Origin of the sequence: Picosynechococcus sp. PCC 8807, from assembly GCF_001693295.1 — a bacterium.
Classification (GTDB): domain Bacteria; phylum Cyanobacteriota; class Cyanobacteriia; order Cyanobacteriales; family MRBY01; genus MRBY01.
Genome location: NZ_CP016489.1, coordinates 119,468 through 144,689 on the forward strand (window position 1 = coordinate 119,468; position 25,222 = coordinate 144,689).

Sequence of the window (25,222 nt, forward strand, 5' to 3'; positions counted from 1 at the left end):
TAGCCGATAAATGTGGCTCTGCGAAAATTTTAAATAAAATAGATTCTCGATAAAGAACTTGACAGTGATTGAGATAATCTCTTAATCTTCCTGATCTAACGCAATTTTTTAGCAATAAGTGTGAGGGAAGTTTCTTGAAAGAGTTGACCTATAGTCTGGGGGTTGCTAGTGGGATGCTGGTTGTTCTGGCTCCGGCGGTAGTGGCCCAAACAGTAATTAGTAATATTCGGATTAACCCGACCTCCTTGGGTGTAGAAGTTTTTCTGGATAGTGATCAGGCGATCGCCCCTGAAGTAAATCAACGGCTGGAGGGCGATCGTCTCATCCTCGAAGTCGAAAATGCCCAGTTAACAGATGGTGCAATTTTGCCTGATTTTGCGCCCCAAGCTGGTCTAGAGACCATTGAAATTACGCAAATATCTGAAAATACCGTTGAAATTATTCTTGTGGGTGAAACAGCAGCGCCCTTTGTTGATGTACTGTCTCAACCCTCTGGTTTACTTGTACAGGTAACACCGGATGATTTTGTTGATAATTTGGAATTAATCGTTACGGCAACTCGGACGGAAGCAGAGGAAGCGGCGGTACCCCGGTCTGTGACAGTGATTTCCCAGGCAGAAATTGCCCGTCAAGCGGATCTCAACCGCGATCTTTCCAGCATTTTGGCAAAGTTAGTGCCGGGTCTCTCACCTTCGACAGAAACCACCAGTATTTTTGGGCAAAGCCTCCGGGGCCGTAATATTTCGGTCTTGGTTGATGGGATACCCCAGAGCACAAACCGTAATGCCCAACGGGATTTGCGCACCATAGATCCGGGCGTGATTGAGCGGATTGAAATTGTCCGTGGCCCCAGCGCGATCTATGGAGATGGTGCCACTGGTGGGATCATCAATATCATCACTAAGCAGGGAGCTGCCACCGGAGTAGAATCCCGCAGCACTATCGGCTTTGAATTTTCCACGACCAATCCGGAAGACAGTTTTGGTTACTCTCTCCAGCATTCTGTGTCTGGTACAGAGGACAAGTTTGACTATGTCGCGGATTTTGCGATTTTCAAGACAGGCGGTTTCTTTGATGCCGATGGCGATCGCATTCCGCCCGATCCGCTGGGTCAAGGGGGTTTAGCTGACCTCAGAAGCATCAATTTGTTTGGAAAATTGGGCTACAACATCGACGACAACCAACGGCTCCAATTCAGCTTTAATTACTTCTCCGATGACCAGGATTCTGACTTTGCCCTCAATCCATCTCCTAGTGGCGATAAAGCAGAAGCCAGACCTGGCCTAGTCTTGCCTGACCAACCCGGCACCGAAAATACATTGGTTAGTTTGGCCTACAGCAATGATGATCTCTTTGGCAGTCAGTTAAACAGTCAGCTTTACTATCGAGATTACTCCACCCGTTTCTATCCTTTCGATGATGATTTTGGCACCTTCGGGGGTGAAGTTTTGCAATCGGAAGTGGAGTCCGAAAAAATTGGTGGTCGTTTAGATATCAATACGCCCCTCGCGGCAGGCGATCGCCTCAGTTTACTTTGGGGTGTGGACTATTTTTACGAAGAATCTGCTCAACCTGCCGATCTCTTTGATGAACCTACCTTTGAAGCGAGTAATGGCCTAGTTTTTGAGCAAATTGGCACTGGTTTCCTTTCCCCACCCACAGAACAGAAAAACCTTGGTTTATTTGCCCAGTTAAATTGGAATGTGACCGATCAGTTAGTTCTCAATGGTGGGATTCGCCAAGAATTTATTGATGTCAGTGTGGATGATTTCACCACTCTAGCGGGCAATGATGTCACAGGGGGCGAACTGAACTACGATGCGACCCTCTTTAATGTGGGCGCTGTGTATGCTCTCAATGACAATGTAAATATTTTTGGGAACTTTGCCCAAGGCTTTTCCATTGCGGATGTGGCCCGTTCCCTACGGACTTCTCCGGGGGGCAGTGTGGAAAATCTACGGCCTGAAGCCCAACGGGTTGATAACTATGAGTTAGGGATTCGCGGCAACTGGGGTAATGTGCAAGCTTCCATTGCTGGCTTTTATAGCTACTCAGATCTCGGTACTACCTTTGATAGTGCGTTTACAACGATTCGTGATCCCCAGCGCATCTACGGTGTTGAGGCCGATCTACGTACTCAATTAAGTGAACAACTCGCCCTAGGGGGAACCTTTACTTACACCGATGGCGAGCGGGATGCCAATAACGATGGCGATTTTGAAAGTGGCTTACCTAGTTTCCAAATTCCCCCTGTTAAACTAACCGGTTTTGTGGAATATGAACCCGTTGAAGGTTGGGAAAATCGTCTGCAATTATTGTATTCAGCGGGCCGTGATCCCAAGGGTAATGGCTTTGGTTTAGGGGAAGTAGAAAGTTACTTAACTGCTGATTTTATCAGTAGCTATGATACTGGTGCTGGCAAGATTCAGCTCGGCGTTGAAAATCTCTTTAATGCCGAATATTTCCCCATCATTGCCCAGGTTTATGGGGGCAGAAATCAATTTGCTGGCAGAGGTCGCACCATCAGTTTAAGCTACAGTTTAGATTGGTAAAATCCAGGGCGATCGCCTGTGTATTTCAGAAGTTAATTACGTCTTAGAGCCTATCTATAAAGTAAATCTTTAGGTAACCAATCGCCGTAGCATTAAGCGAGTCATGCAAGCATAAATTGCCGCCTCCGATACTTCGGGGAATTTTTCATATTCCTTACTCAGACGACGATACCAATTCAACCACCCAAATGTTCGCTCCACAATCCACCGTTTTGGTAGCATCTGAAATTCTCGCCCCTCTCTTTTGATTACTTCTACTGTCGCCTGTATCATCAGCCAAATCCCCAGTCCAAAGACCTCGCCACGATATCCGGCGTCGACCCACATTAATTTCACTCTCTCTAACAACTTTGGCTGTGTTTCTAATAACTCCATCACCGCCGCCTTTGCTAAGGTTCGTTCTGAGGCATTCCCCTCTGCCACCATGGCTTTATAGACCAGACCTAAGCTATCCACCAACAGGCCCCGGCATCTTCCCTTTACTCTTTTGCCTCCATGGAAGCCAAATACCTCCCCCTTTTTTCCGTCGTTTTTATCGACTGAGCATCTACGATTAACACACTTGGTTGTACTGATTTACCTACTTGTTGTCGACATAGGCCGCGCAGAGCATGGTTAATGCTTTCCCATACCCCTTTCCTTTGCCATTTTCGATAGTAGTAGTACACCGTTGGGGAGGGCGGGAAATCCTTTGGTAAATATTGCCACTGACAGCCTGTTTTGAGGAGATAAAAGATACCATTGCAAACCCGTCTCATGTCAGTAGTCCGAGGATGACCACCGGGTTTGGCGGGGGGAATCAAGGGTTGGATTAAGGCCCATTCTGCATCGCTCAGGTCGCTAGGATAGACTTTATCTGTCATGGGTCAAAGCCTCACCACAACGCTCAGTTACCAACCAATCTAGCCTCTATCTTTTCCAATTTTCATCTTTTTTATCTTTACTTTATAAATACCCTCTTAGTTTGGGATGGAGAGGAGGATTTTATTTTGCCTTTTCATCCTATTTTTTTAAAATTAAAAAACCTTTAAAATTTATGCAATATCAAAAAAATAAACCTACGATTCGACCCCAGATCCTCGGCTTAATTTGCCTAGTAAGTATGAGTTTGAGCGGCTGTTTTGCCACGACCCAAAATCCATCTCCCACAACGAATCCAGAGCCTGTTTCCCAAGTTTCTGACGAAGCAACCCGCACCATTGAACACGCCATGGGAACGACGGAAATTAGCGGCACTCCCGAACGAATCGTCGTGCTCACCAACGAAGGCACAGATATGTTAGTTGCCCTAGGGGTAACACCCGTCGGTGCCGTCAAGTCCTGGCAAGGAGAGCCTTATTATGGGTACCTTAGTGCTGAATTAGAAGATGTACCCGTGATTGGTGATGAATTTCAGCCAAATTTAGAAAATATTGTCGCTTTAAAGCCAGATTTGATTATCGGCTCTAAAGTCCGTCAGGAGCAACTCTATGGCAAATTGCAGGCGATCGCCCCGACCGTTTTTTCCGAAACCCTGGGTGCCACCTGGAAAGATAATTTTAAACTCTACGCCAAAGCCCTCAACCGGGAAGCCGAAGCCCAAACTTTACTTGAGCAATGGGATCAGCGGGTCGCCAACCTCAAAGAACAATTAGGTGATCAGCCGCCAACTGTTTCCCTCGTTCGGTTTATGCCAGGGACAGCGAGGATCTATTATGAACAATCTTTTCCGGGGCAAATTGTCGCTGAAGTGGGCTTACGACGGCCTGAAGTACAACAAAAAAATGACTTTGCCGCCGAAATTGGCCTAGAAAGTATCCAGGATCTTGAAGCCGACCATCTGTTTTATTTCACATTTAATGAGGCTGAAAACCGAGGTGAAGATACCCAAAATCAATGGCAAGATCATCCCCTTTGGCAAAATCTCGCCGTGCTTGAAAATGGTAATGTTTACCAAGTTAATGATGGGGAATGGACAAGTTCTAGTGGTATTTTAGCGGCTAATCAAGTTCTCAATGATCTCGCGAAACACATTTTAGATGAAACACAAAATTAGTAATTATTTGAAGTGTAGCAACTAAGAGCCTATCTATAAAGTAAATCTTTAGGTAACCAATCGCCGTAGCATTAAGCGAGTCATGCAAGCATAAATTGCCGCCTCCGATACTTCGGGGAATTTTTCATATTCCTTACTCAGACGACGATACCAATTCAACCACCCAAATGTTCGCTCCACAATCCACCGTTTTGGTAGCATCTGAAATTCTCGCCCCTCTCTTTTGATTACTTCTACTGTCGCCTGTATCATCAGCCAAATCCCCAGTCCAAAGACCTCGCCACGATATCCGGCGTCGACCCACATTAATTTCACTCTCTCTAACAACTTTGGCTGTGTTTCTAATAACTCCATCACCGCCGCCTTTGCTAAGGTTCGTTCTGAGGCATTCCCCTCTGCCACCATGGCTTTATAGACCAGACCTAAGCTATCCACCAACAGGCCCCGGCATCTTCCCTTTACTCTTTTGCCTCCATGGAAGCCAAATACCTCCCCCTTTTTTCCGTCGTTTTTATCGACTGAGCATCTACGATTAACACACTTGGTTGTACTGATTTACCTACTTGTTGTCGACATAGGCCGCGCAGAGCATGGTTAATGCTTTCCCATACCCCTTTCCCATACCCCTTTCCTTTGCCATTTTCGATAGTAGTAGTACACCGTTGGGGAGGGCGGGAAATCCTTTGGTAAATATTGCCACTGACAGCCTGTTTTGAGGAGATAGAAGATACCATTGCAAACCCGTCTCATGTCAGTAGTCCGAGGATGACCACCGGGTTTGGCGGGGGGAATCAAGGGTTGGATTAAGGCCCATTCTGCATCGCTCAGGTCGCTAGGATAGACTTTATCTGTCATGGGTCAAAGCCTCACCACAACGCTCAGTTACCAACCAATCTAGCCTCTATCTTTTCCAATTTTCATCTTTTTTATCTTTACTTTATAAATACCCTCTAAAAAAAGAGAGTATTTTTCAACACTCCCTGAAAAAAGAAATAATTTGCTATGACAAATCACCCTGGGCAATCATTTGGATCAAGCGTGGCATCGTCGGATCAAACCCTCCTAAATCCCATGACAAAGGATCTTTTGGATCAACCAAACTCAATTTGTAGGGAGCCAGGGTCACATAAATGGCCTTGACGTTGGGGTTTACTTTGCGGCGATATTCCGCCAGTTTTTGGCAGGGTTGCGTGCCTGCCCAGGATTCACAATCTGTCCAGAAGCAAATTACATCGGCATGAAAGCGATGTTTAAGCGCCCATTTGTAGACAGAGGAAGCATCGGTGCCACCGAAGTTTTGATCACTCGTTTTTTGTAAGGCCGTGCGGAAACTGTCGCTGGCGGTAATACCGAGATCTTTAAACGCGGTAGAAAAGCCACGAATGGCATAATTTTTCTCGGCTTTTGCGGTGACCAGGGCCATGGTTGCGGCTACCTCGGCACAGGTTAAATGGACAGAACCCACAGAGTAATAGGACATCGACCCAGACACATCCACCGCATGGAGAAACGTTTTCCCGGTGGCTGCCACCGTTTCAAAGGACATCTCTAGGGCTTTTTCGAGGATGTCGATAATGCGGGGTACAGGTTCCCAGGTTTTTTGGCTGCGCCCTAATTGACCCCCGGATTGATAGGTTTTTAGGGCTTTGAGGATGTCAATGGGATGGATGCGACCTTTGCGCAAGCGTTGTTTATCGTTTAAAACCATCGCTACGTGCTTGAGGTTTTTCTGGCGGTTGACCTGCAATACCCCAATTTCGGTTAGGGAACCCAGGTTCCGCAACAGGGCACCAATGGGCATCTCCAGCATCAACAGTTTCCAGGTCTGCTCGTCCATTTGACCAATGGGGGCGACCATTTCGTGGGTAAGGTGGCCTTGGGCGATCGCCTTTTTCGTTTGATCGGGGTTGCGCTTTAGCCATTCGTACCACCAAATTTGTTCAAGGGCAGTTGCAGGGGGCTGTTGCGGTAACTGCTCCCAACCGTTAACGACCCAGTTATACAAGGTTTGATGCTCGGAACTGATGGGTTTAACGTGAAATAAACGCAACGCATCCCGGTGGCTAAACCCGTACCGTTGTTGATACTTCAGCAGTTGATAGGCCAAAGCTTGCACATCGTCCTGACTGAGCCAACCTTTACCGCACTCACGCACCACTTTTCCGAATCCCCGCAGGGCTTTGGTGTAGCTTAACCATTCATAGAAATGGCTCCCGGTGCGCACCACCTGGGGAAAGATTTCCATAAATGCCCGTTTCGCCGCTGGGGTTTCCCCCATGGATAACAGCGTTAATGCATATAAAGGGGCGCTATTGTTGAGCGATCGCCCATCGCTCGCATAGAGAATTTCCTGGGCAACCCGGGCTGGATCCGCCACCACGCACTGCTGCACAACCTGGGTAAACCCACCCGTCAGCTCGTGCTTATCGGCATAAAAAGTATTTTGGGCGGTACCGATTAATAAACAGCGCCGTAACATGACCCAAATCCCCGGATCGAAGTGATAACCACCGGCTCGCCCAGGCACCATTTCTGTCGCTCGACCCGGAATTGGCTGCGATTGGGGCGTTTGGCTACGGGCTGTAAAAAATTGATATGACATGACAACTCCGTCCCTTGCGGGATAACAACTTTAGATCAAAACCCCATGCGGGGAAGGGAGACGAGCCGGAATCGAACCCGCATCTCGGCGGACAAAAGGGAGATTCGTCCATAGCGATAACCTTTAGTCCTGCGGCCCCTAAGGGCAAATATTGCGCTCTACCATTGAGCTACCGTCTCCAGGTTTGACATTCTTCCTAAATGGGTGGACAGGGAAAGACTCGAACTTTCGACCCGATAATCTTGATGCAGCGACCCGTTGGGGTAAAAAAAGTGCAGCAAGAATCTGCTCTACCAATGAGCTACCTGCCCAAGTCATTTAGGAAAAGATCGTGGCGAACGGAGGAGGAATCGAACTCCCATCTCCCGCTTAACAGGCGATAACCCTAAATTCAGCGACCCTTACGGATAAATAAATGAATCAGGGAAGATTGGTGTTTTGCCATTAAACTATCCGTTCATTGCGTTGCTTTTAATGTATGGGCTGTTGCTCCCCCGATTCCAATGGGAGTTAAATCATCTGAAACGGTTATGATATCGGGCTTTGGGATTAGGGGGGCTGATAAAAGTTATGGTCTCCCCCCAACTTTCTAACAATGCGATGCTTAATCGGCGGCGATCGATCGCCCAAACTTCGCCTAAAATTTTCGCCGATGCTGGAAACGCAATCTGCGCATAAAACCTCAAGGCATAGATGAGTCTGAAATCAGACAATAGTCATGGCCCTTGCAAGAAAACCCTAGAGACTTTTGCACTAACCATGATCCGGATGACTATGGGTCAAGAATATGACAAGAAATATGTTTCTTCGCCGAGTTCCAGTAAGATGGATGTTAACTTTTGACACCATGGAGAAATGAAAAGAAAAATTCTCGACGGTCGTTATCGGATTTTGCAGAAATTGGGCCAGGGTGGTTTCGGGGATACATTTCTCGCTGAAGACTTGCATATGCCATCCCTAAGACGTTGTGTGATCAAACGTCTCAAACCCATAGCTAATGATCCCGTTGCCCATCAGCTCGTGCAGGATCGTTTTGAACGGGAAGCGGTGCTTCTCGAAAAATTAGGTGATGGCCATGGGCAAATACCTTGCTTATATGCGTATGTCGCGGGAGCAAAGGAGTTTTATCTCATTCAAGAATGGATTGAAGGGGTTACCCTACAGGATGCGCTGCAATACGAAGGCCCTTGGTCGAGTGCTGATGTCAAGAAATGGCTCTTGGAAATTTTGCCAGTCCTCGACTTTATCCATAGCCAAGGACTGGTACACCGAGATATCAAGCCAGACAATATCATTCTCCGCAAAGGCGATCGCCAACCCGTGTTGATTGACTTTGGTGCCGTCAAGGAGACCATGAACATGACAAAAACTGGTTCAGACCAAAACAGCAAGTCAATTGTGATTGGTACGCCAGGTTTTATGGCCTCAGAACAAAGTATTGGTCGGCCTGTCTTCAGTAGCGATTTGTATAGTCTCGGTTTGACGGCGATTTATCTGTTGACCGGGAAGTTACCCGGTGAATTACCAAATGACCCCGTAACAGGCAAGATTCTCTGGCGTCTCTGGTTTCAGAGTAATGATGCCACTGACGAACATCTAGCCGCAGTTTTAGAACAGGCCATCCAACCCCAGGCCAAAGACCGTTTTAACGATGCCCAAGCGATGATTGCAGCTTTGCAAGCCGAGATTCCTGTTCCAACGCCATCGCCCATCGTTATTCCTCCCACTCCTCAACCCCAAACAATTCACAATCCTACGGTTGCTGTGGCAGGCAGCAGTATGGCTGTTGATAATAGTCAAATGCAGTTGCCTGCCAAGGGAATGGCTGATTGGCAGAAAGCACTGTTAACGGGAAGTGTAATCGGTGCTTTTTTATTAGGGGGGATTGTTCTTAGTACGCAATTGCTCAATCGTCCTAGTGGTGAAGAGATTATTTCACTGGGGAATGGTCAAGCTGAAACGAATTCTTCTGCTACGGATAGTTCAAGACAAGATGCAGAAACGCTGCCTCCTCTAGCTTATAAAGAGAGTTGCGGTGACTCGTTGGGTAATGCAAGCACTTGGTACCGGGTGGTTGGCGAGGCTACGGTATTAGAACGGGTTAAAAATAACTATTGTGGTGATGCTTTCTTGCGGGGTGATAATACAGTTCAGGTGGCCAGTTTTGCCTCACGGGATAAAACCCAAAGCTTTATTGATCAATTAACCCAAGAAACAGGTCAAACTTTTCGGATTGAGGAAGCCCAAAAATCATCACCGCAACCTGCTGCAATATCCCAGGGAGAAGCGGCAAATGTGGTAGTTGATTGGCTGAACTGTAAGCAGGATTTGTTTGATTATCCCTATAATCGCGATTGTGGCACGCAGATTTTGACAGGCAAAGCCTTTAATGACAATATTCGCCGCAGTGATGGCCAACAGAGCTCGGTGGAATGGCTTGAAAGTAATGGGGCTTACTATGCCTTTGCGAATCAAGTATTAGAAGAAGTCAGAAACCTCCAAGTTGTGGATGGACAACAGGCGATCGCCGATGTGGTTGTTACGGAACAGCGAACACTCCATAACGCTAATGGCAATATTGATCGCAATGCTAGTGGCTACGATCAGCGATTAGTGCGCTATAACCTCCGTCGAGTCAATGGTGCCTGGAAAATTGCCGACTACAACACCCTTGAAGTCATTTGGCGTCGGTGAGGTTGACTCAACTCAGCTTCGTGATTTTTTATTTAATTCTGTGGAGGTTCACCCGTTTGAATCAGCCTGCTCCAAAATCATCTCAGCCAAAACGCCGTCCCAGATCCCAAATTTCCATGAGTCCCCAGCAGTTTGTGGCCCTAGTGGGTGGCATGGCGATCGCCATTGTTGTTGGTGGTATTTGGCTGATCCGAGCTTCTCTGGGGCCACCTCAACAAGCAATTGAGTCAGCTCAGACTGCCGAAACTGAATCTCAAGAAGAGTTTCTTCCTCCTGTTAGTCCAAATTCAACTGATAATGAAGTAGCCATTGTTCCAGAACCCCTGTTAGTGCAACGAATTTGGAATGCTTGGTACAATGCCCAAGATCCACTGCTCAGTTACGCTTTTAGTGCCGACTTACAGGGCATTATCACAGAAATTCAAGGGCTAGCCCAGGCCGAAAATCTCCCCCTAGAAGCAATGTCTGTGGTGCTTGTGGATCTAAATCGTCAGGCGATCGCCAACTACCAACCCAATATTCTTCACTACCCTGCCAGTGTCCCTAAACTCTTTTGGCTCGTTGCGTTTTACGCCCAAGTTAAACAAGGTTTATTAAATTACGCTGACCATGCAGAGGATATTGCCCTCATGGTCGCGCAATCTGACAACAATGCCACCAGTCGAATTATTGATGCGATCACCCGCACGACCCAAACCCAAACCAGCGCAACTCCTGATAATTTCAACGCTTGGTATGCCCAACGCGAACAACTCAACAGCTTTTTTCGGGCTGCTGGCTATGGGGATTTAAATATTACCCAAAAAACCTATCCGATCACCGATGTAGAGATCATGGAACCCATCGGCTTTGATCGGCAAATGCGAGAAAATCCCGAAGATCCCACTAAACTAATTCGTAACCGTTTGAGTGCTTATCAAGCTGCTCGGTTAATGGCGGAAATCGCGCTTGGGGACGCTGTTTCACCTACTGCTAATCCAGAAATTTTGCGACTGTTAGAGCGAGATCTAAGCCAAGATTGGCAAAGTCCGAAGACCTATTTTAATCCGGTGCAGCATTTCTTTGGTGAAGGTCTTCCCCCAGACACAAAGCTTTATTCAAAGGCTGGTTGGACGAGTCAAGGCCGCCATGAAGTGGCTTATATCGAGAGTGCCGATGGTCAACAAAAATATATTCTGAGCGTTTTTGCTGATCACCCTGCCTATTCAGAAAATGAAACTTTTTTCCCGGCGATCGCTCAACTCGTCCACTCGAAAATCAAGTCCCCTGCTAGCTCTGTTCCACAAGCTGAGGCTCAGTCGAGGGTAGAGCCTACTAACTAACTTCTGTTAGGTGACAATTGCCAGGTTTAATTAACTTCCAAACACCATCTTTTTCTTCTTTGACTTCAGCGGGCTTAATCAAGCTTACAAGGGTACCTTGGCCATCATGCCTAAAAATATCTTTTCCCATATCGAGCCAATTTAACTGTCCGTAATAAGGAGAAAGAAAATCTGGCACCAAAAAACATTTTTTGTCAAATTTAATAATCATAAACTCTGCATCACGGTGTGTTTCTACTTGATCAAATTGGATAACTTCGTCTTTGTTAATTTGTGTACTTAAAGTATGGTGACTAATAGTAACGGGATAAGCACTATCAAAGAATGCTTGATTCTTTTCGTTAAAAGCTTCTACTAACATCTCAAATTCAGCGTTTTTACCAAAATATAAGCCTGATTCTTGAATGCGCCAGCTATGATCATCGATTTGTTGTACTTTAGCTGGTTTTTTTAATATTAGTTCTTCTCCGGAACCATATACTTTAAACATCTTGGTGCCTGAGTAAAGAGATTCTAAATCTTTGTAATGGGGAGACAAAAAATTAGGTACGACAAAATGCTCTTGGTTGACCTGTACGCTAATAAATGCGGCTTTTGAAAGACCTAAAACCTGCCTTAGGTCGGCTTTTGAGTTTTGTGTTCTCTCTTTTTTAGGGATTGGAGTGAGTAAAACCATACCGCGTTCTGTGAAGAAGGTTTCATCTTTATTACTAAAAGCGGTAACGACTGTGCGGGCGGAATAATTTTCGATGGAATGGTCAAAAATATTTTTGGGCTGCGCTGGTGGTTGAAATGATGTTTGGACAGAGATCTGGGTAAATATTTGAGATTGGGCTTCTTTAATGCCCGCAATAGAATCTTGTTGACTAATAATAATAGAGCTTAATTCTCTATTTTTACTTTTTAAGGTCTGGAGTTCTCTTTCTAATTTTTGAATAGTCTGCTCTAAGTAATTTAGTTTTTGATTATTTTGTTTGAGGGCTGCATTTTCTGAGCTATTACTGGCAAGATATTGGGAAACTTTGTTTTGGACTGTAGGAATATTAAATTTTTGTCTAAATTCGTCTTCGCTTAGGGAACAGTAATAAATTCCTTCAATTATGCCAATAATTGTTGGGATATAAGTCCAGAAAAATAAAAGATAAAGAACTCCAAGGAATACTTCTCCTAGATAAAATTTATGAATACCAAAAGAGCCTAATAAAATGGCGAGGAGTGCTGCTGAATTTCTGCGAACCATGATTATTTTTTAAATATTTTTTGTGGACTTAATTTATAAAAAGGAATGAAAAAGTCTTCTCAAAAATTAATAATGTCGAACATATCAATTAAGAATGTTGCCTACTAACTATGTACTTTTTATTAGGTTACAGTTGCCGGATTTAACTAGCGTCCAAATACCATCTTTTTCTTCTTTGACTTCAGCGGGTTTAATCAGAGTTACTAAGTCACCTTGACTACTATACTGAAAAATTTCTTCACTCATAGTTAACCAATTCAATTGACTGTAGTATGGCGAAAGAAAGTCAGGTATAAGAAAATAGCATAGTTCGATTTTCAAGACTATAAATTCGGCGTCACGGTGATTTTCTACTTGTTGGAATTGTATTTTATAATTTCTATTGGTCTGAGTTTAAAGTGACTCCTGACTAATGGCAACAGGAAACATTTTTTGTTTTTGGAAAAAAGTATTATCTTGTTCATTAAAAGCTTCTGTTAAAAGTTCACTGTCAGCGTCCTCACCAACATAAACTCCTGCCATGTATTGTCGTCAATTTTTTGAACTTTAGCGGGCTCTTTAAGTTTCAGGTCTTCTCCATATCCATAAACTTTAAAAAAATTTGTCCCTGATTTTTTTATTGCTAAACTTTTTTCGTAATTATTGTTATTGACAACTTTAGCGCCTGTGTAAACTGTTTCTAATTGATCATAACGGGGAAGCATAAAATTGGGGATCAATAAATAATCTTGATTTACATGAATAGCAATAAATATAGCTTTAGATAATTCTTTGATTTGAATAAATTCTGCTTTTTGTTTATTTTTTTCTTGAGGTTTAGGGGTTAATAGAATTAGTTCTTTTTCATTGAAAAAAGATTTATCTTTAGTTGCAAATACTATGACTATTTCATTGAAAGTATTTTCTTCGTCATGATTTTTTGAATCATCTTTAGAAATCATGGAGGACTGTGATAAATTTTGAAAATTACTTAAGGTAATTCCTTTCTCATGTAGTTTAACTTTACTTTCTAAGCTTTGATTACGCGAATCTAGATATAATAAATTTTCTTTTAGATCATTTATTTCCTTAGATAAATTTTTGTAGAGTGTATAGTTTTTTTGATTTTCTTTCTCGATTAAAAGTTTTAATTCTTCATGACCCATAAAAGCAACAATTAATACTCCAAAAGCAAGAACAAAAGCAAAAATAGAAATTAAAATGAGAAATAACTGGGAACCAAGATTTCTAGGATTAGTTTGAGATATGCTTGTACTTGAATTTTCTATAGGTGTAGAACCATCTTCGGAATTAGACTCAATTAGAGGTGTCGGTGTACTTGCATTGGGATCTACTGCGGGGGCAGGCTCAGTTTGAGATGTAATCGCATTGGGATTTTGTTCTTGTCTAGAACTTTCGCCACATGAAATGGTGCTAAGTAAAAGTAATAAAGTGAGTATAAAATTCAGGCTTTTCATTATAGTTTGAAATTCAGGAGCTAGACAGTTTCCCAAGATTAAATTTACTAAGTTAACTGCAATCGTACAGATTCTATTAGATTCCAGATTCCATTTCCGCTTTGGGAGTATTGAACTATGCCGGGTTTAATCAGTTCGATAGTTTGTCCGTGACCTTGGTAATCAAAAATATCGTTATTCTCAGATAACCATTGATCTAGATTTGCATAGTATGGACTAAAGAAATTAGGCAGTAGTAAATATTCAGAGTTGACATTGACGGCTAAACAAAGAGCATCTCTAGGGTTATCAATATCAATAAATTTTACGATCCTTCTCGCTCCTGCACTAGTCTCACCACCAACAGTACTTTCGTCTAAGGCCAAATAATAGGTATTTTGCCGGAAAAAATCTGTATCTTGGGTATTGAAAGCTGTAATGACCTCTTGATACGGATCTCGCTGTACAACTGGAGCAGGTTGTGGATAAACAGGATAGTCTGAATAGCTAATTTTGTCTCTAGCTGAATATTGCTGTTCTTTTTGAAATATTGGTGACGGAAAAGAATTTTGAGAATTGTTTTCAGAAATTTGTTTTTCAAGTTGCTTGAATTGTTTCCCTAAACTTTGGGTCTGAAAAGTTAAATTTTGTACATTTCGATTTAGCTCATTAATTGTTTCAGATGAACGCTTACGAAAATCACGACTTTTCTTTTTTTCTGCGTCAATCCAAGATTTCAATTGTGTGTATCCCCAAAAGCCTCCAATTGACAGTAATAAAATGACAAATAAACTGATAATATTACTCAGTGAAAAATCAGTTTCATTTTCTTTGTCAGAACCTTCTGAACTATTGGGAACGAGTGATTTTCCGAATGATTCTACCGAGATCTTAGTTTCATTTTGCGTTTTACATGAAACAATATTTCCTGTAATAAGTAGAAGAATTAGTAACCATCTAAACTTTTTCATCTTCATTTTTATTTGCCTCCGTTATTACGAGCCCAACGACTAGCCAGAATATCCATAAAGCAGCGTAACTGCAAGAGGAACGTAGACTCCAGCTCAAAATCTTCTTTCTTACCGAGTTTTCTCTGACAAGTATCTTTCACAACTTGCTGGAGCACTTCTTTTAGATCTTCTGGAATGACTTGATCTCCTTGAATTTGCATCCCAGGCAAAGCTTGGATACTACCAATTCTCTCCTGAGTAATGATTTGATTAAAATTTTGGATATACCGTTCTAGTTCTTGGGTACTGATAACATTAAAACTGGTGATTTTTTCCCATGTTTCAGGAAGATCAAGAACATCAAGAGCAGCAAATTCTTTTCCGTTAACTTCGCAGATCTCACCGACAAGAGGATTACTTTGTTCAACACGTTGGAGTGTGCTTTCTTGGGGAATAATCAAACCCTCACATACCTCTGATTTTGGATGGACTGTTCGTTGGATCGGTTCACTTTTGGGATTAGGCTTAAGCTCAGAAGATCTTTCCATGACCCCTAATAGAACTTTATTAATTTCAGAGCTGCTATTGTATTCCCCAGTAGGTGTTAACCAATCCAAGAAACGAGAACCATTGCCCCCAACAAAAACAGTAGCCGTACAATCATTTTTATCTTGGGAGGCGTATTTTTGAACTAGCCCTAAATAGTGGTATAGTCCGCCGATGGCAAAAACGAGTAGAGTGCGGAATTCCTTGTTTTTCTGCTTACTTGCATTGACCGCATAGCCCCCTTCAAGAATTTTGCGGCCATTACCACGCAGGTAGTTATCAAGGGCAGAATTGAAATTATTACCCTTAAGAACCTCCTGTAAACTCTTGGCGTCACGCTCAGAAAGACCAAACACATCACCAATGGCATTCAGGTTTAACTTGAGTAAACGGTGATAAATATCTCGACCTGCATAGGCAACCGAAGTTTGATAAATGACTTGACTATCTCGGAAAATTGCAATGTCTGAGGTTCCACCACCAATATCAACACAAATAGTATTTAAAAGATTATCTTCTACCCCTGCACAAACATTCCGGTAATATTCTGCAAAAGCAATACTCTCAGTTCGATGAATATTTTCGTCATACAAGTGGCGCTGATATGTAATTTGTTCCATATCCCGTAATGTCCGCTTCCAGGTCGCAAAGTACATTTGCTCTTCATGGGGAGAGAAGGCAGAAGGATAAGAAACGACCCAAGTAATACTCGTTACTCCCTCAAGGGCTGCTTGGGCTGCCACAAGCCGCTGGAGGTGTCGTAGGAACGGATCTTGGAAACGGATTTGATCCCACTTGATGTTGCTTTTAACGTGTTCAACATTAAAGTCAAACTTATCCAAACGGGGGACGAAAATCCGAGCTTCCTTGAGTGGTTCAGGAATGGCAGTACTAGAAGATTCTGTCCAACCTATCGTTGTCAACAAGGTCGCCATGGGTAGTCGTTCCCGCTCGTCCTTGATAAAGGTTTCCGGCACAAACATTTCTCGGTAGGCCCGATCTCGAATGGATAGGGGCGCTTCGGTAATCGAGAGCATTTGGGTTTGGAGATCCAGCCATTGGGGCTCACCATTGCCGCGACGGACAGCCAGATTAGTAAAGGATGTCCCAAAGTCAACGCCGACTGTCCATTCTCTCGTTTCTCCCAATTGGACTCGGGGAATTCTCAGGGGCAGTACTCCTAGAGGACGACCATCAGCATTTACCGCTTCGAGAATATTGGGGTGCTGGGGACATTCCCAATATTGATAACGGGCCTGTTGTCCCATATTGCGGAAGAAGGACGTCGCTCCCACCGTTGGTGGCGCTAGGGAAAATGCTGTTTCGACATTTTCTGAAGCATCTGTAAAAACAAAGAACTGCTTCCAAGTGCCGACGGGAACATTGGGCCACATCCCAACTACGGGGATCGCTCCTGATAGGCTATTTTCTGGCTTAAGGGGGAATTCTTTGGAAACTTCGTAAAATACGGGTTTACTACCATGGCCAGATAAAGGCACTTTGAGTGAAACTCTTACTTTACGGTCAGACCCTTGGCCGATTAAGCTAAGACTGGTTACTTTCTCAAGATCGGGACTCGCAAAATAATGTTTTAGTAGTGGGTTGAGCGGCAGTAAAAGTGTTTTTGCGCCTCGTACCCGATTGGTTTGCGCATCGATACTGTCATAAACATTTAATTTATCGGTGATCCAAGTCCCTGGGAGCAGTTTATCTCCTTCGATGTAGAACAATTCATCGAGGAAAAAATCTTCAGGTTTTAGGAAATAGGCATCGTCGCGCCCATGGGTGACTGGATTAAAGATCTGCAGGGAAATTGTGCCATAGACAATAATTTCACCGGGACGATGGCCTAATTTAGCGGGGAGACGTTCTTGATCAATGAGGTAAATGGGTCGCTCTGGAGAAAAACCTACTGACGGCAAGATTTGTACATTGGAACGGGGTGCACTCCCTTCTTCTGCGAGCTTCATCGGTGCGAGATATTTCAGAGGAGCGGGTTCCAATAAAATGCCGAAGCCATCTTCATTTTGATTGATTTCGATTGGTGACAGTTGGCCACCACCAAGGTCGTTGGCAAAATCTTGGAGTTCTTGAATTAGGGAGTTGATGAGCTCTCGATTGCCACTGTCCCAAACATTATTCAGTTCATTACAGAGATTTTTGAGCCATTCGATCACCACATAACGCTCACGGCTGCTGAGGGACTGGGTAGGATCTGTAAAGCGATTGCCCTTAATCCAGTGAATTTGTTGTCCTAGGGTATTATCAACATGGGGCGCTGGTGTAACGAGGGTTGCGGGGCTAGTCATCCCCAGCACATGGTCATTGCAATAAAAAACATAGGGTTTCAGCCAGGGGTCTGCCTGACCAAAAGACCGACTTAAAACGCTCTGATTGGCATCGGGTTTGAGAGTGATGAGTGCCCTACTGAGTTTTGTCTGTCGTAGCTCCTCTTTTGCCAGGTTAATCTCTTGGGCTTGGATCGAAAGGTTGAGGTATTCTGATAGGGCCAAAGCCGCTAAGAAGCCCCGATATTGACGCAGTAAGCCTGCTCGAGCCTTATATTTTCGATCTGAGATTGCCGCCATAAATTGGAGGGGTCGAGCCCAGGGACTCGGAATGGAATGAATATCAGCATCGTCACTGGCTTCAAAATCAAGATCATCGGCCAAGTTTTTAATTTGGCTGAGGTTAACAGCATTAAATTTACCGGGTTCAACGGCGGGAATAGAGGTGCGGTCAGAAAGGAGGGCAGGGAGGCAGGGATGGGTACTTTCAGTCGTCATGGTAAATATCGGAAAAAAGAGTTAAAGAATTCAAGAAAAAAATTTGGGAAAAAAGACTCATTGATTAGGCATTCTTGAAAAGGGTGTGAACAAGACCAACAACACCATGTTCCTGAATGTCAGTGCTATCAAGGTCTGCTAGGGTGTTTTTGATAGTATCAACGCAATCTTGCCGTTCTTGCTCTGGGCTAACGGCTTGATCGGTGACCAGCTTACTGAGTTTGTCTTTGTAGGTTTTTTCTTGGGCATTGGCCTTGACATCATTTAGATTGAATAGGCGATCGCCCCGGTGGTGGGATTTAGAAAGTTGCTTTGCCCACAGAAGAAAAGCATCGGCCCAAATATCAAAAGCTTTAAGGAACTGAATTTGGTCATCATCGACAACAGTGGGTAAAAAATCACCGCTTGTTTTCTTATTATTTGTGCTGGTCTTAATACTATTCGTGTCAAAAAAGCGCGGGAACCAAGGGGCACCAATGGCAAATTGTTTCGGGCCAATTCGACTGGCGGCCTGAAGCTCAAGGGAAAAATTATGGGCCCACATGTAGGCAACCCGCACAGCTCCCCCTAGGTTTTTTTTCAGACTAGAACCATCTGGAAAATCTTCCCAAATTAAATGATCTTGCTTGCGGCGACAGATATAGTGGACTTTGGTTTCGTCACTAGAGGAGGTACTAAGGTCATCTTGGCGACGCTTCATAATATCTTTAATTGCTAGGGCAGCATACAATTCCACGAAGTGAGCATCATTTTTCTGCTCTTCGCCCCCTGTTTTTGAGTTGTAGTTTGTAGAAGCACTATTGCCGATAATGTAGATATCCTTAAAAATCTTTTCGTGTTGGCTCTGTTGGTACAAAAACTTGAGTGCGGCCTGGGTATTGAGGCTAAAGAAACGTTTCTCTGCAAAAACTTTTTCCTCCTCGGGCGGCTTCTCAAAATCGAAATAGGGCAGCAGAATAGATGTATTGATTTCAATGCCAATCCCCGTATCATTGCGGAGGCGATCGCCGATTAATTTCGCAAGGCTTGGTACCCCAGAGGCTCCAGTTCCCCCAAAAATACTGCCAAAAAGATGAATAAACGTTCCTGTAGCTCCCTCAGTATTTTGAACATCATTAAGCATTCGTTCGAGGGGATTTTGTCGATCACGAAAACCTCCATCGATACCGAGGGTTCCTAAAATCGCTGAACCGACAGGAGGGCGACCCCGGAAACCCACATCAAAATCCATTACTCGCTCGTTGGGGCCATAAAGCACTTCAAATAAACCCCGGAGCGGATCATTGAGGCGTAGTTCTAACATTTGCTCAAAAGAACGACCAACAGATTGATCCAGAGGATTCCAAACCCCCCAATCTTTGATTTGTTCCGCCATAAAACGGGAGGAACGTTTTTGAAAGTGCCGATAGCAATTGATCGTTTTTGTAATGTTTTGTTGGGTACGGGTTAAATTTCCATTGGTTGGGTCTGCATCGATCAATAAAATATTAAGCTCGCAATTATCTCCGTAGGCACCGATAGCGTGCAAAAAGGTGACCGCCTCAATACATTTAGCACCACTACCACCAACACCAATCGCATAGATTTTTGACATGATTTTTTAACCTCCGTAAAATTTTCTGAGTTTGATCGCCAGGGGGGGGATATTTCTTAGGGAGCGTGGTGTGGCAAGGGCTGAAGGCAACCAAAAGATGAGTAGGGTATCCAGCAAAAGACAGCCGGGATACCATAGCCAAAACTCCATATATCGCCCTTCATCGAGCCAGCCCAAGAAGTAAGAAGTGCCAAAAAAGATGATAAGACAAGCAAAAAAGTGAAATAGAGCTGATAACCACCAAGTGAAGCGTTTTGCAAGAACTAATTCTGCACGGATAAATTGTTTGTTATAGGCTTTAAATATCCAAAAACCTAGCAATAAAAATCCCAAGACTAAGCTAATAATATTATTTGGCCAAAAAATGTCAGCAAGCCAATCGTCAATTTCAGTATTCGTTGCGCTTAGGGGTAATATCGGCTGGTAGAAAAGATAGTATTTTCCTAGTAAGCTCCAAACCAAGGCGATCGCCACAGCAAAGACTAAAGCAAACCAGCTTTTTAAGGATTTTCCAGACATACAATTTAAGTACCTTTTACAAAAGAGATGACATAAACGTTAGTTAATACCGATACAGAATTTCACCGCATTATCGCTTAGGACTTGCGCTGTACCAGTATCCGGATCAGTATTTTGGAGGGCCATTCCTTTAACGGCTTCCCGCAGACCATAGACAAAAAGCAAGAGATTTTGGGTTTTGGCACCATTGGGGTTAGCCGCTGTGGAATTCCAATCTGCCCAGACTGCCTCATCTAAATCCCGTTGGGAAAGCGTCAGATAAGCGGTTTCTCCGCGTCGTGACCCCTCACCAGCATTAATGCGGGTTTGGACATTGAGGCGATCGCCTTGGACATTTACTGCTTCAACATTCAAAATCGGATTAGAAGCGATTAATTGTTCGGGACGAATCGCAGCCCCCAACAATGACGTAGAAGGCTCAGACCAAATATCAACCACCGTTTCCGTTTCTTCCTGGCAACCCCGTTGCTCCAAGATAAGCCATTGGTTTGCCTGTTCTTTTGGCGGACGTTGACGGCCAATATTACCCCGCTGGATTGTACATTCATTGACAGGATCTGGTACAGATGTTTTATCTAAAGTAATTACGTCTATATCTGAACTCGCAAAGGAAGTGACCCGGAATGCTTCACTCACATCTAGAGGTAAATTATTAAAACTATTGATGATTTCGTCTAAAGCTTTTTCTGGCCCCGTCATCACCAGATAAAAAGGGCGTCCAGATTCCGTGACATTTGTATCATTAGTCGAGTAATCACCAATGACCACTTGCCCCGTTTCAGCAGAGAAGACATTACCGTTAAATTCGCTCCGTACTCCCACGAGAACGGCTTTGTAGTCTTGATTTTTTTGAAGTTCCTGGCTCACTCGACTCGATAATTCGGCGATCGCCGATTGATTAGGCTCTAGATCAGTAATCAAAATCTTGACGACTTTTTCTGAATCAACTACTTCATCTATTGCCGCGTCTTCCGTCTGGGCTACTGGGTCTTCATTAGAATCCGCAGATCCATCAAGCTCATAGATCTGATGTAAAGTGCTTGACACACAGGGATAGTCAGAGCCTGTCACTTTACAATCATAAAATTGGGGAAATTTTGCTTCTAAAAATTGTGCTGTTGTAATCGCCTGAGCCTGGGTTGTATCTGTTTCTAAAGATGAACCGATCCGCCAGTACCTTGTTGCGATATTACGATTACCAATTAGGGTACTGAGGGAGTCAATTGCTTGGGTATATAGGGTTCCAGAGCGACTGACAAAGCCAACCATCGAACCACTCCCATCAATGCCAATGTCTATGCTGACATTTTCAAAAGGATTACTTGAAGTTACTTCTGCAATTTCTGGCTTGTTTACGCAATCAAGCTGATTAGAACGGCTACGATTTCTTGTCCTGGTGCAAGATGTTAAAAGTAGGCCTAGCAAAATACAGAAAAAAAATTGACTCGATTTAAATTTAAAAAACTTTCCTGTCATGAAAAAATCCAAAGTCGTAAAAACGCAAGATCTTTACGGGTTAAGAGTGAGTTTGTTTCTCCTATTTTTTAGCATAGATTTTTATTTATCACTTTAAAATTACCCTAAATTTGAAGCTAATTTTATTAGAGAAATTTACTAGAGCTAAATTTCTAAAAATCATATCACACACTATGAGTTGGTGCAATTAAAATTTCTCCACAAAATTACGTGCCTAGAAATAGCGATAAATGATAGAGATTAAATAGGCCAGAATAGACAATATGAAAAAAATGACTTTTTCTGAGATGCTTTGAATAATCTTCCTCGATTAATGAAAAAAATAGTTCGAGGGGTTTTCCTGCAATTCCACTAAGTTTTTGTGAGGTGGCTTTTGTTAAATAAAATTTTCGCAGAGAAGTATTAAGATAAATTAATAAAAAGACTGTACTACTTACGTGGATTACTAGAATAAAATGTTCAGCGTTGATTTTCTAGATCAAACATTGATATATAAATTGTGTTGAATCGAAATAACTTTCCTTTGCAAGACGCCATGTGTCCTAAATTATTGAATAATCAATACTCGTTTAGAAGAATTAAAGATTTATTGATAAATAGAGTTGGCGATCTCGTCGTTAAAGGCCGTGGCGGGCACATCCAAAATAATCTGACCCGCACGCATCCCTAAAATGCGATCGCCGTAGCGTTTGGCGAGATGAACCTGATGGAGGCTACAAATCACAGTGAGGCGTTTTTCGTCACAGAGGGAGCGCAGCAGTTGTAGCACCAATGCCGCAGTTTCTGGATCAAGGCTCGCAATGGGTTCGTCAGCCAGGAGCAGTTGGGCTTTTTGGGTCAGGGCGCGGGCGATCGCCACCCGTTGTTTTTGTCCCCCAGATAGTTGGTCAGCCCGTTGAAAAGCAACATCGAGGAGCTGTACTCGTTCTAGGGCGGCTAAAGCTTCACAGAGCATCGCTTCAGGAAAGCGCCCCAGTAAACATCGCCAGAGAGGTAATTCTGGTAACCGTCCGCCCAGGCAATTTTCGAGGGCCGTGCGGCGTCGCACCAAGTTAAATTGTTGGGCAATCATCGCCATTTTTTGCCTGGCTTGGCGTAACTGTCGGGGTGATGCGGTGGTTAGATCGAGACCTTGAAAATAAACTTGGCCAGCATCAAGGGACACCAACTGGGGCAAGCAGCGCAGCAGGCTTGTTTTGCCCGCACCACTGGAGCCAAGGAGAACAGTAAAGCTATGGGGCTCGATGGTAAAGCTAATGTCCTGGAGGCTGAATTGACCGTGGGAATAGGCTTTTGTGAGTTGGTGAACCTGCAGCATAGAATTTTTTTGAAAATGAATTTTTTAACCCAACGTTAGTTGTGAGGTAAATGTAAAAGTGAATTTTTCAGTGCGGCGATCGCCCTTGATCTGCACCATCGGACGGAGTAATGAGGGCGAAATTTTGTTCATGGCTATTGATATTCGAAAAAAAACAGCGAAAATACCTCAAATAAAATGATAAAACGGAAAAAATTAGTGAATTGAGAGTAATTACATCAAATTAAGCGAAAATCTTTCTTTGTAAGGCCATAAAGACTACTGTAAGCGACGGCGTAAATAGGCACTCAAGGCATCAATTAAACTCACCATAATCAAAATCAAGATCAAAATTGTGGCCAAGCGGGGAAAGTCGAGTAGCTTCAGGCTAACCAGCAATTCGTAGCCAATGCCGCCGGCCCCGACAATGCCGAGGATTACGGAGGAACGCACGTTAAACTCCCAGAGGTAGAGACTAATGCCTACCAAACCCGGTAATGCTTCGGGAAATACCGCAAAGGCAAAGGTGCGCAGGCGATCGCTCCCGGTGACTTCAATAGCTTCGATGGGTTCAGGGGGAATTGATTCGAGCACTTCACCGTAGAGTTTGGCCATGGAACCTGCCGTGTGACAGGCGACCCCCAACACCCCAGCAAAGGGGCCAAGGCCGACAATTGACACAAAAAAGAGAGCAAAGATCGCGGTATCAATGCCCCGCAGTAAATTTAAAAAACTCCGTAAACCCGTGGCTAACCAGCGATTTGGGGTTGTATTGCGGGCCACGCACAGGGCGAGGGGTAAGGCCACCAGCATCGCCGCCCCTGTGCCGACAATGGCGATCGCCAACGTTTCCCAGATCGCCACCAGAAAATTGGGCAACTCCGAAAAATCCGGGGGAAATAATTGCTGCAGCCATTGACCCACCGTTGGTAAGCGCTGCCAAAACTGTTGGGGATCAATCTCGGCGGTGCGCACGGCCATAATCAAGATCGCTACCCCCAGGGTTCCCCAAAAACCAGACCTGAGTAATCGCCACAAACTATATCGGCGGCGTCGTTCCTGTCGGAGGATTTGGGCGAAATCGCTTGCTTTGGCGGGTTGCTGCAAGAGGGTCACTATTTCAATACCTCTAGGGCAAGACCTGCTGCTTCGATGGGCTGATAGTTGCTGCCATCGGAAGCGACAAAACCGGTGTAGTTCTCTGGTAAAAGGGCGGCGGCCTCGGCGGGAGTGAGATTGACTAATTTTTGTTGGAGTTGTTTTTTGTAGGCTTCTGGAAAATTGCCCCGCACCACAATGGGATCGTTGGGTAAAGGTTCAGACTGCCAAATGATTTTAATCTCGTCAGCCTGAATGCGTCCTTCAGCAATCATCACATCGAGATTACGGTTGTAATCGGAAGCAATGTCGATCTGGCCCGTGCTCACACCAATCACCTGGGCGGCATGGCTCGCTCCTTCGCTATAGTCAAACACGGCTTCGGGGTCGAGGTTACGGCGTTTAAATTCTGCCTGGGGAATTAACCAACCAGATGTGGAACCGACATCGGCCAAGCTAAGTTTCAGTTTTTCACCCTGCTGACTGAGGGCGATCGCCTCTTCGAGGGTGTCAAAGGGGGCATCGGCGCGGGCAATCAAAACGCTGTAGTAAACCGGTTCGTCCTGGTATTTTACGGTGGCGATCGCCTCTAGGGAAGGATCATTATGGTGCGCCAAAACGTAACCCCAAGGCCCCAACCAAGCCACATCTAAGGTGCCAGAACGTAACGCTTCAGAAATGCCAATCCAATCTTCGGTAACGGTGACATCTCCGGGGAGATCCAGTTCAGCGGCGAGGGCATCAAAGAAAGGCTCGAATTGTTGGCGGTTCTCGTTGGGCGTTGGGAAATAGGGGCCAACACCAAAGGAAATGCTATCGAGGGTCGTTGTACTTTCTGGCCCAGGATCAGACTGGTTATTGGCCGAGGCACAGCCCACTAACAGGACACCCACAGTCCCGATCAAGATATTTTTCCACTTTCTGATCCGTTGCATTTGCCTGATTATGCTTCCATCAAAATTTGATCAACAAAGCCTAAACCTTGATTTAGACCCAGCTACGTTCAGCATAGCGAAAATGATTTGAGAAAAATGAAAAATACCTTAAAAATTTGTTGATTTCCCTGATTTATGAC

16 protein-coding genes, 3 tRNA genes and 1 pseudogene are annotated in these 25,222 nt (G+C 44.2%); 4 read left to right on the forward strand and 16 right to left on the reverse strand.

Annotation, left to right across the window (positions count from 1 at the left end):
- The first annotated feature begins 134 nt into the window (after window positions 1-134).
- Window positions 135-2,552, forward strand: coding sequence for a TonB-dependent siderophore receptor (locus AWQ24_RS15605; protein WP_062437045.1), 2,418 nt, complete (start codon window positions 135-137; stop codon window positions 2,550-2,552).
- A gap of 69 nt (window positions 2,553-2,621) precedes the next feature.
- Here AWQ24_RS15605 and AWQ24_RS16120 read toward each other — a convergent pair.
- A protein-coding gene (locus AWQ24_RS16120; RefSeq protein WP_157096829.1) for an IS5 family transposase occupies window positions 2,622-3,415 on the reverse strand; the annotation gives its coding sequence in 2 pieces (ribosomal slippage) (window positions 2,622-3,082 and window positions 3,082-3,415; 795 coding nt in all).
- A 173-nt stretch (window positions 3,416-3,588) separates the two neighbouring features.
- Here AWQ24_RS16120 and AWQ24_RS15615 point away from each other — a divergent pair.
- Window positions 3,589-4,587 carry an ABC transporter substrate-binding protein gene (locus AWQ24_RS15615; protein ID WP_065717566.1) on the forward strand — a complete coding sequence of 333 codons (999 nt, stop codon included), beginning with the start codon at window positions 3,589-3,591 and terminating at the stop codon, window positions 4,585-4,587.
- Between the two features lie 48 nt (window positions 4,588-4,635).
- On the opposite strand, the pseudogene AWQ24_RS16125 reads toward AWQ24_RS15615, so the two are convergent.
- From AWQ24_RS16125 to AWQ24_RS16350, 5 genes and pseudogenes are all read right to left on the reverse strand, one after another.
- Window positions 4,636-5,442, reverse strand: a pseudogene (locus tag AWQ24_RS16125) (IS5 family transposase).
- 145 nt (window positions 5,443-5,587) lie between these two features.
- Complete coding sequence (locus AWQ24_RS15625) at window positions 5,588-7,189, reverse strand: TROVE domain-containing protein (protein ID WP_065717567.1); 1,602 nt, start codon at window positions 7,187-7,189, stop codon at window positions 5,588-5,590.
- Between the two features lie 56 nt (window positions 7,190-7,245).
- Window positions 7,246-7,368: transfer RNA gene (locus AWQ24_RS16340), tRNA-OTHER, on the reverse strand.
- Between the two features lie 26 nt (window positions 7,369-7,394).
- Window positions 7,395-7,500 (reverse strand) — tRNA-OTHER (locus AWQ24_RS16345).
- Window positions 7,501-7,521: 21 nt separating this feature from the next.
- Window positions 7,522-7,648: transfer RNA gene (locus tag AWQ24_RS16350), tRNA-OTHER, on the reverse strand.
- Window positions 7,649-8,044: 396 nt separating this feature from the next.
- On the opposite strand from AWQ24_RS16350, the gene AWQ24_RS16490 reads away from it, so the two are divergent.
- Together AWQ24_RS16490 and AWQ24_RS15635 are read left to right on the forward strand one after the other, a co-directional pair.
- Window positions 8,045-9,883 carry a protein kinase domain-containing protein gene (locus tag AWQ24_RS16490; RefSeq protein ID WP_065717568.1) on the forward strand — a complete coding sequence of 613 codons (1,839 nt, stop codon included), beginning with the start codon at window positions 8,045-8,047 and terminating at the stop codon, window positions 9,881-9,883.
- A gap of 116 nt (window positions 9,884-9,999) precedes the next feature.
- Entirely contained in the window at window positions 10,000-11,205 is a 1,206-nt protein-coding gene (locus AWQ24_RS15635; RefSeq protein WP_065717569.1) for a serine hydrolase, read from the forward strand.
- Here AWQ24_RS15635 and AWQ24_RS15640 read toward each other — a convergent pair.
- The 10 genes from AWQ24_RS15640 to AWQ24_RS15685 form a co-directional block, all read right to left on the reverse strand.
- Window positions 11,198-12,445, reverse strand: coding sequence for a TM2 domain-containing protein (locus tag AWQ24_RS15640; RefSeq protein ID WP_065717570.1), 1,248 nt, complete (start codon window positions 12,443-12,445; stop codon window positions 11,198-11,200). The genes AWQ24_RS15635 and AWQ24_RS15640 overlap by 8 nt on opposite strands.
- A 476-nt stretch (window positions 12,446-12,921) precedes the next feature.
- Window positions 12,922-13,902, reverse strand: a complete 981-nt coding sequence (locus AWQ24_RS15645; protein ID WP_065717571.1) for a hypothetical protein — start codon at window positions 13,900-13,902, stop codon at window positions 12,922-12,924.
- 47 nt (window positions 13,903-13,949) lie between these two features.
- Window positions 13,950-14,858 (reverse strand): hypothetical protein, encoded by a 909-nt coding sequence (locus tag AWQ24_RS15650; protein WP_065717572.1) that lies wholly within the window; start codon window positions 14,856-14,858, stop codon window positions 13,950-13,952.
- A 2-nt stretch (window positions 14,859-14,860) separates the two neighbouring features.
- Window positions 14,861-18,163 (reverse strand): hypothetical protein, encoded by a 3,303-nt coding sequence (locus tag AWQ24_RS15655; RefSeq protein ID WP_083993596.1) that lies wholly within the window; start codon window positions 18,161-18,163, stop codon window positions 14,861-14,863.
- A 64-nt stretch (window positions 18,164-18,227) separates the two neighbouring features.
- Entirely contained in the window at window positions 18,228-19,757 is a 1,530-nt protein-coding gene (locus AWQ24_RS15660) for a hypothetical protein (RefSeq protein ID WP_065717573.1), read from the reverse strand.
- Window positions 19,758-19,763: 6 nt separating this feature from the next.
- Entirely contained in the window at window positions 19,764-20,231 is a 468-nt protein-coding gene (locus tag AWQ24_RS15665) for a hypothetical protein (protein ID WP_157096902.1), read from the reverse strand.
- Between the two features lie 84 nt (window positions 20,232-20,315).
- Window positions 20,316-21,545: a hypothetical protein gene (locus tag AWQ24_RS15670; protein WP_065717575.1), complete on the reverse strand. Its 1,230-nt coding sequence runs from the start codon at window positions 21,543-21,545 to the stop codon at window positions 20,316-20,318.
- 793 nt (window positions 21,546-22,338) lie between these two features.
- Window positions 22,339-23,070 carry a phosphonate ABC transporter ATP-binding protein gene (phnC, locus tag AWQ24_RS15675; protein WP_065717576.1) on the reverse strand — a complete coding sequence of 244 codons (732 nt, stop codon included), beginning with the start codon at window positions 23,068-23,070 and terminating at the stop codon, window positions 22,339-22,341.
- 258 nt (window positions 23,071-23,328) lie between these two features.
- On the reverse strand, window positions 23,329-24,165 hold the full coding sequence (gene phnE, locus AWQ24_RS15680; RefSeq protein WP_062437066.1) for a phosphonate ABC transporter, permease protein PhnE: 837 nt from the start codon (window positions 24,163-24,165) through the stop codon (window positions 23,329-23,331).
- Entirely contained in the window at window positions 24,165-25,082 is a 918-nt protein-coding gene (locus tag AWQ24_RS15685; RefSeq protein WP_065717577.1) for a phosphate/phosphite/phosphonate ABC transporter substrate-binding protein, read from the reverse strand. Before AWQ24_RS15685 ends, phnE begins: the two co-directional genes overlap by 1 nt.
- Between the last annotated feature and the right edge of the window lie 140 nt (window positions 25,083-25,222).

What these genes read in the sequence shown, in the direction of transcription:
- AWQ24_RS15615 (WP_065717566.1), top strand. Translation starts at nt 3,589, where the DNA reads ATGCAATATCAAAAAAATAAACCTACGATTCGACCCCAGATCCTCGGC.
- AWQ24_RS15625 (WP_065717567.1), bottom strand. Translation starts at nt 7,189, where the DNA reads ATGTCATATCAATTTTTTACAGCCCGTAGCCAAACGCCCCAATCGCAG.
- AWQ24_RS16490 (WP_065717568.1), top strand. Translation starts at nt 8,045, where the DNA reads ATGAAAAGAAAAATTCTCGACGGTCGTTATCGGATTTTGCAGAAATTG.
- AWQ24_RS15635 (WP_065717569.1), top strand. Translation starts at nt 10,000, where the DNA reads ATGAGTCCCCAGCAGTTTGTGGCCCTAGTGGGTGGCATGGCGATCGCC.
- AWQ24_RS15640 (WP_065717570.1), bottom strand. Translation starts at nt 12,445, where the DNA reads ATGGTTCGCAGAAATTCAGCAGCACTCCTCGCCATTTTATTAGGCTCT.
- AWQ24_RS15645 (WP_065717571.1), bottom strand. Translation starts at nt 13,902, where the DNA reads ATGAAAAGCCTGAATTTTATACTCACTTTATTACTTTTACTTAGCACC.
- AWQ24_RS15650 (WP_065717572.1), bottom strand. Translation starts at nt 14,858, where the DNA reads ATGAAGATGAAAAAGTTTAGATGGTTACTAATTCTTCTACTTATTACA.
- AWQ24_RS15655 (WP_083993596.1), bottom strand. Translation starts at nt 18,163, where the DNA reads ATGACGACTGAAAGTACCCATCCCTGCCTCCCTGCCCTCCTTTCTGAC.
- AWQ24_RS15660 (WP_065717573.1), bottom strand. Translation starts at nt 19,757, where the DNA reads ATGTCAAAAATCTATGCGATTGGTGTTGGTGGTAGTGGTGCTAAATGT.
- AWQ24_RS15670 (WP_065717575.1), bottom strand. Translation starts at nt 21,545, where the DNA reads ATGGTTGGCTTTGTCAGTCGCTCTGGAACCCTATATACCCAAGCAATT.
- phnC (WP_065717576.1), bottom strand. Translation starts at nt 23,070, where the DNA reads ATGCTGCAGGTTCACCAACTCACAAAAGCCTATTCCCACGGTCAATTC.
- AWQ24_RS15685 (WP_065717577.1), bottom strand. Translation starts at nt 25,082, where the DNA reads ATGCAACGGATCAGAAAGTGGAAAAATATCTTGATCGGGACTGTGGGT.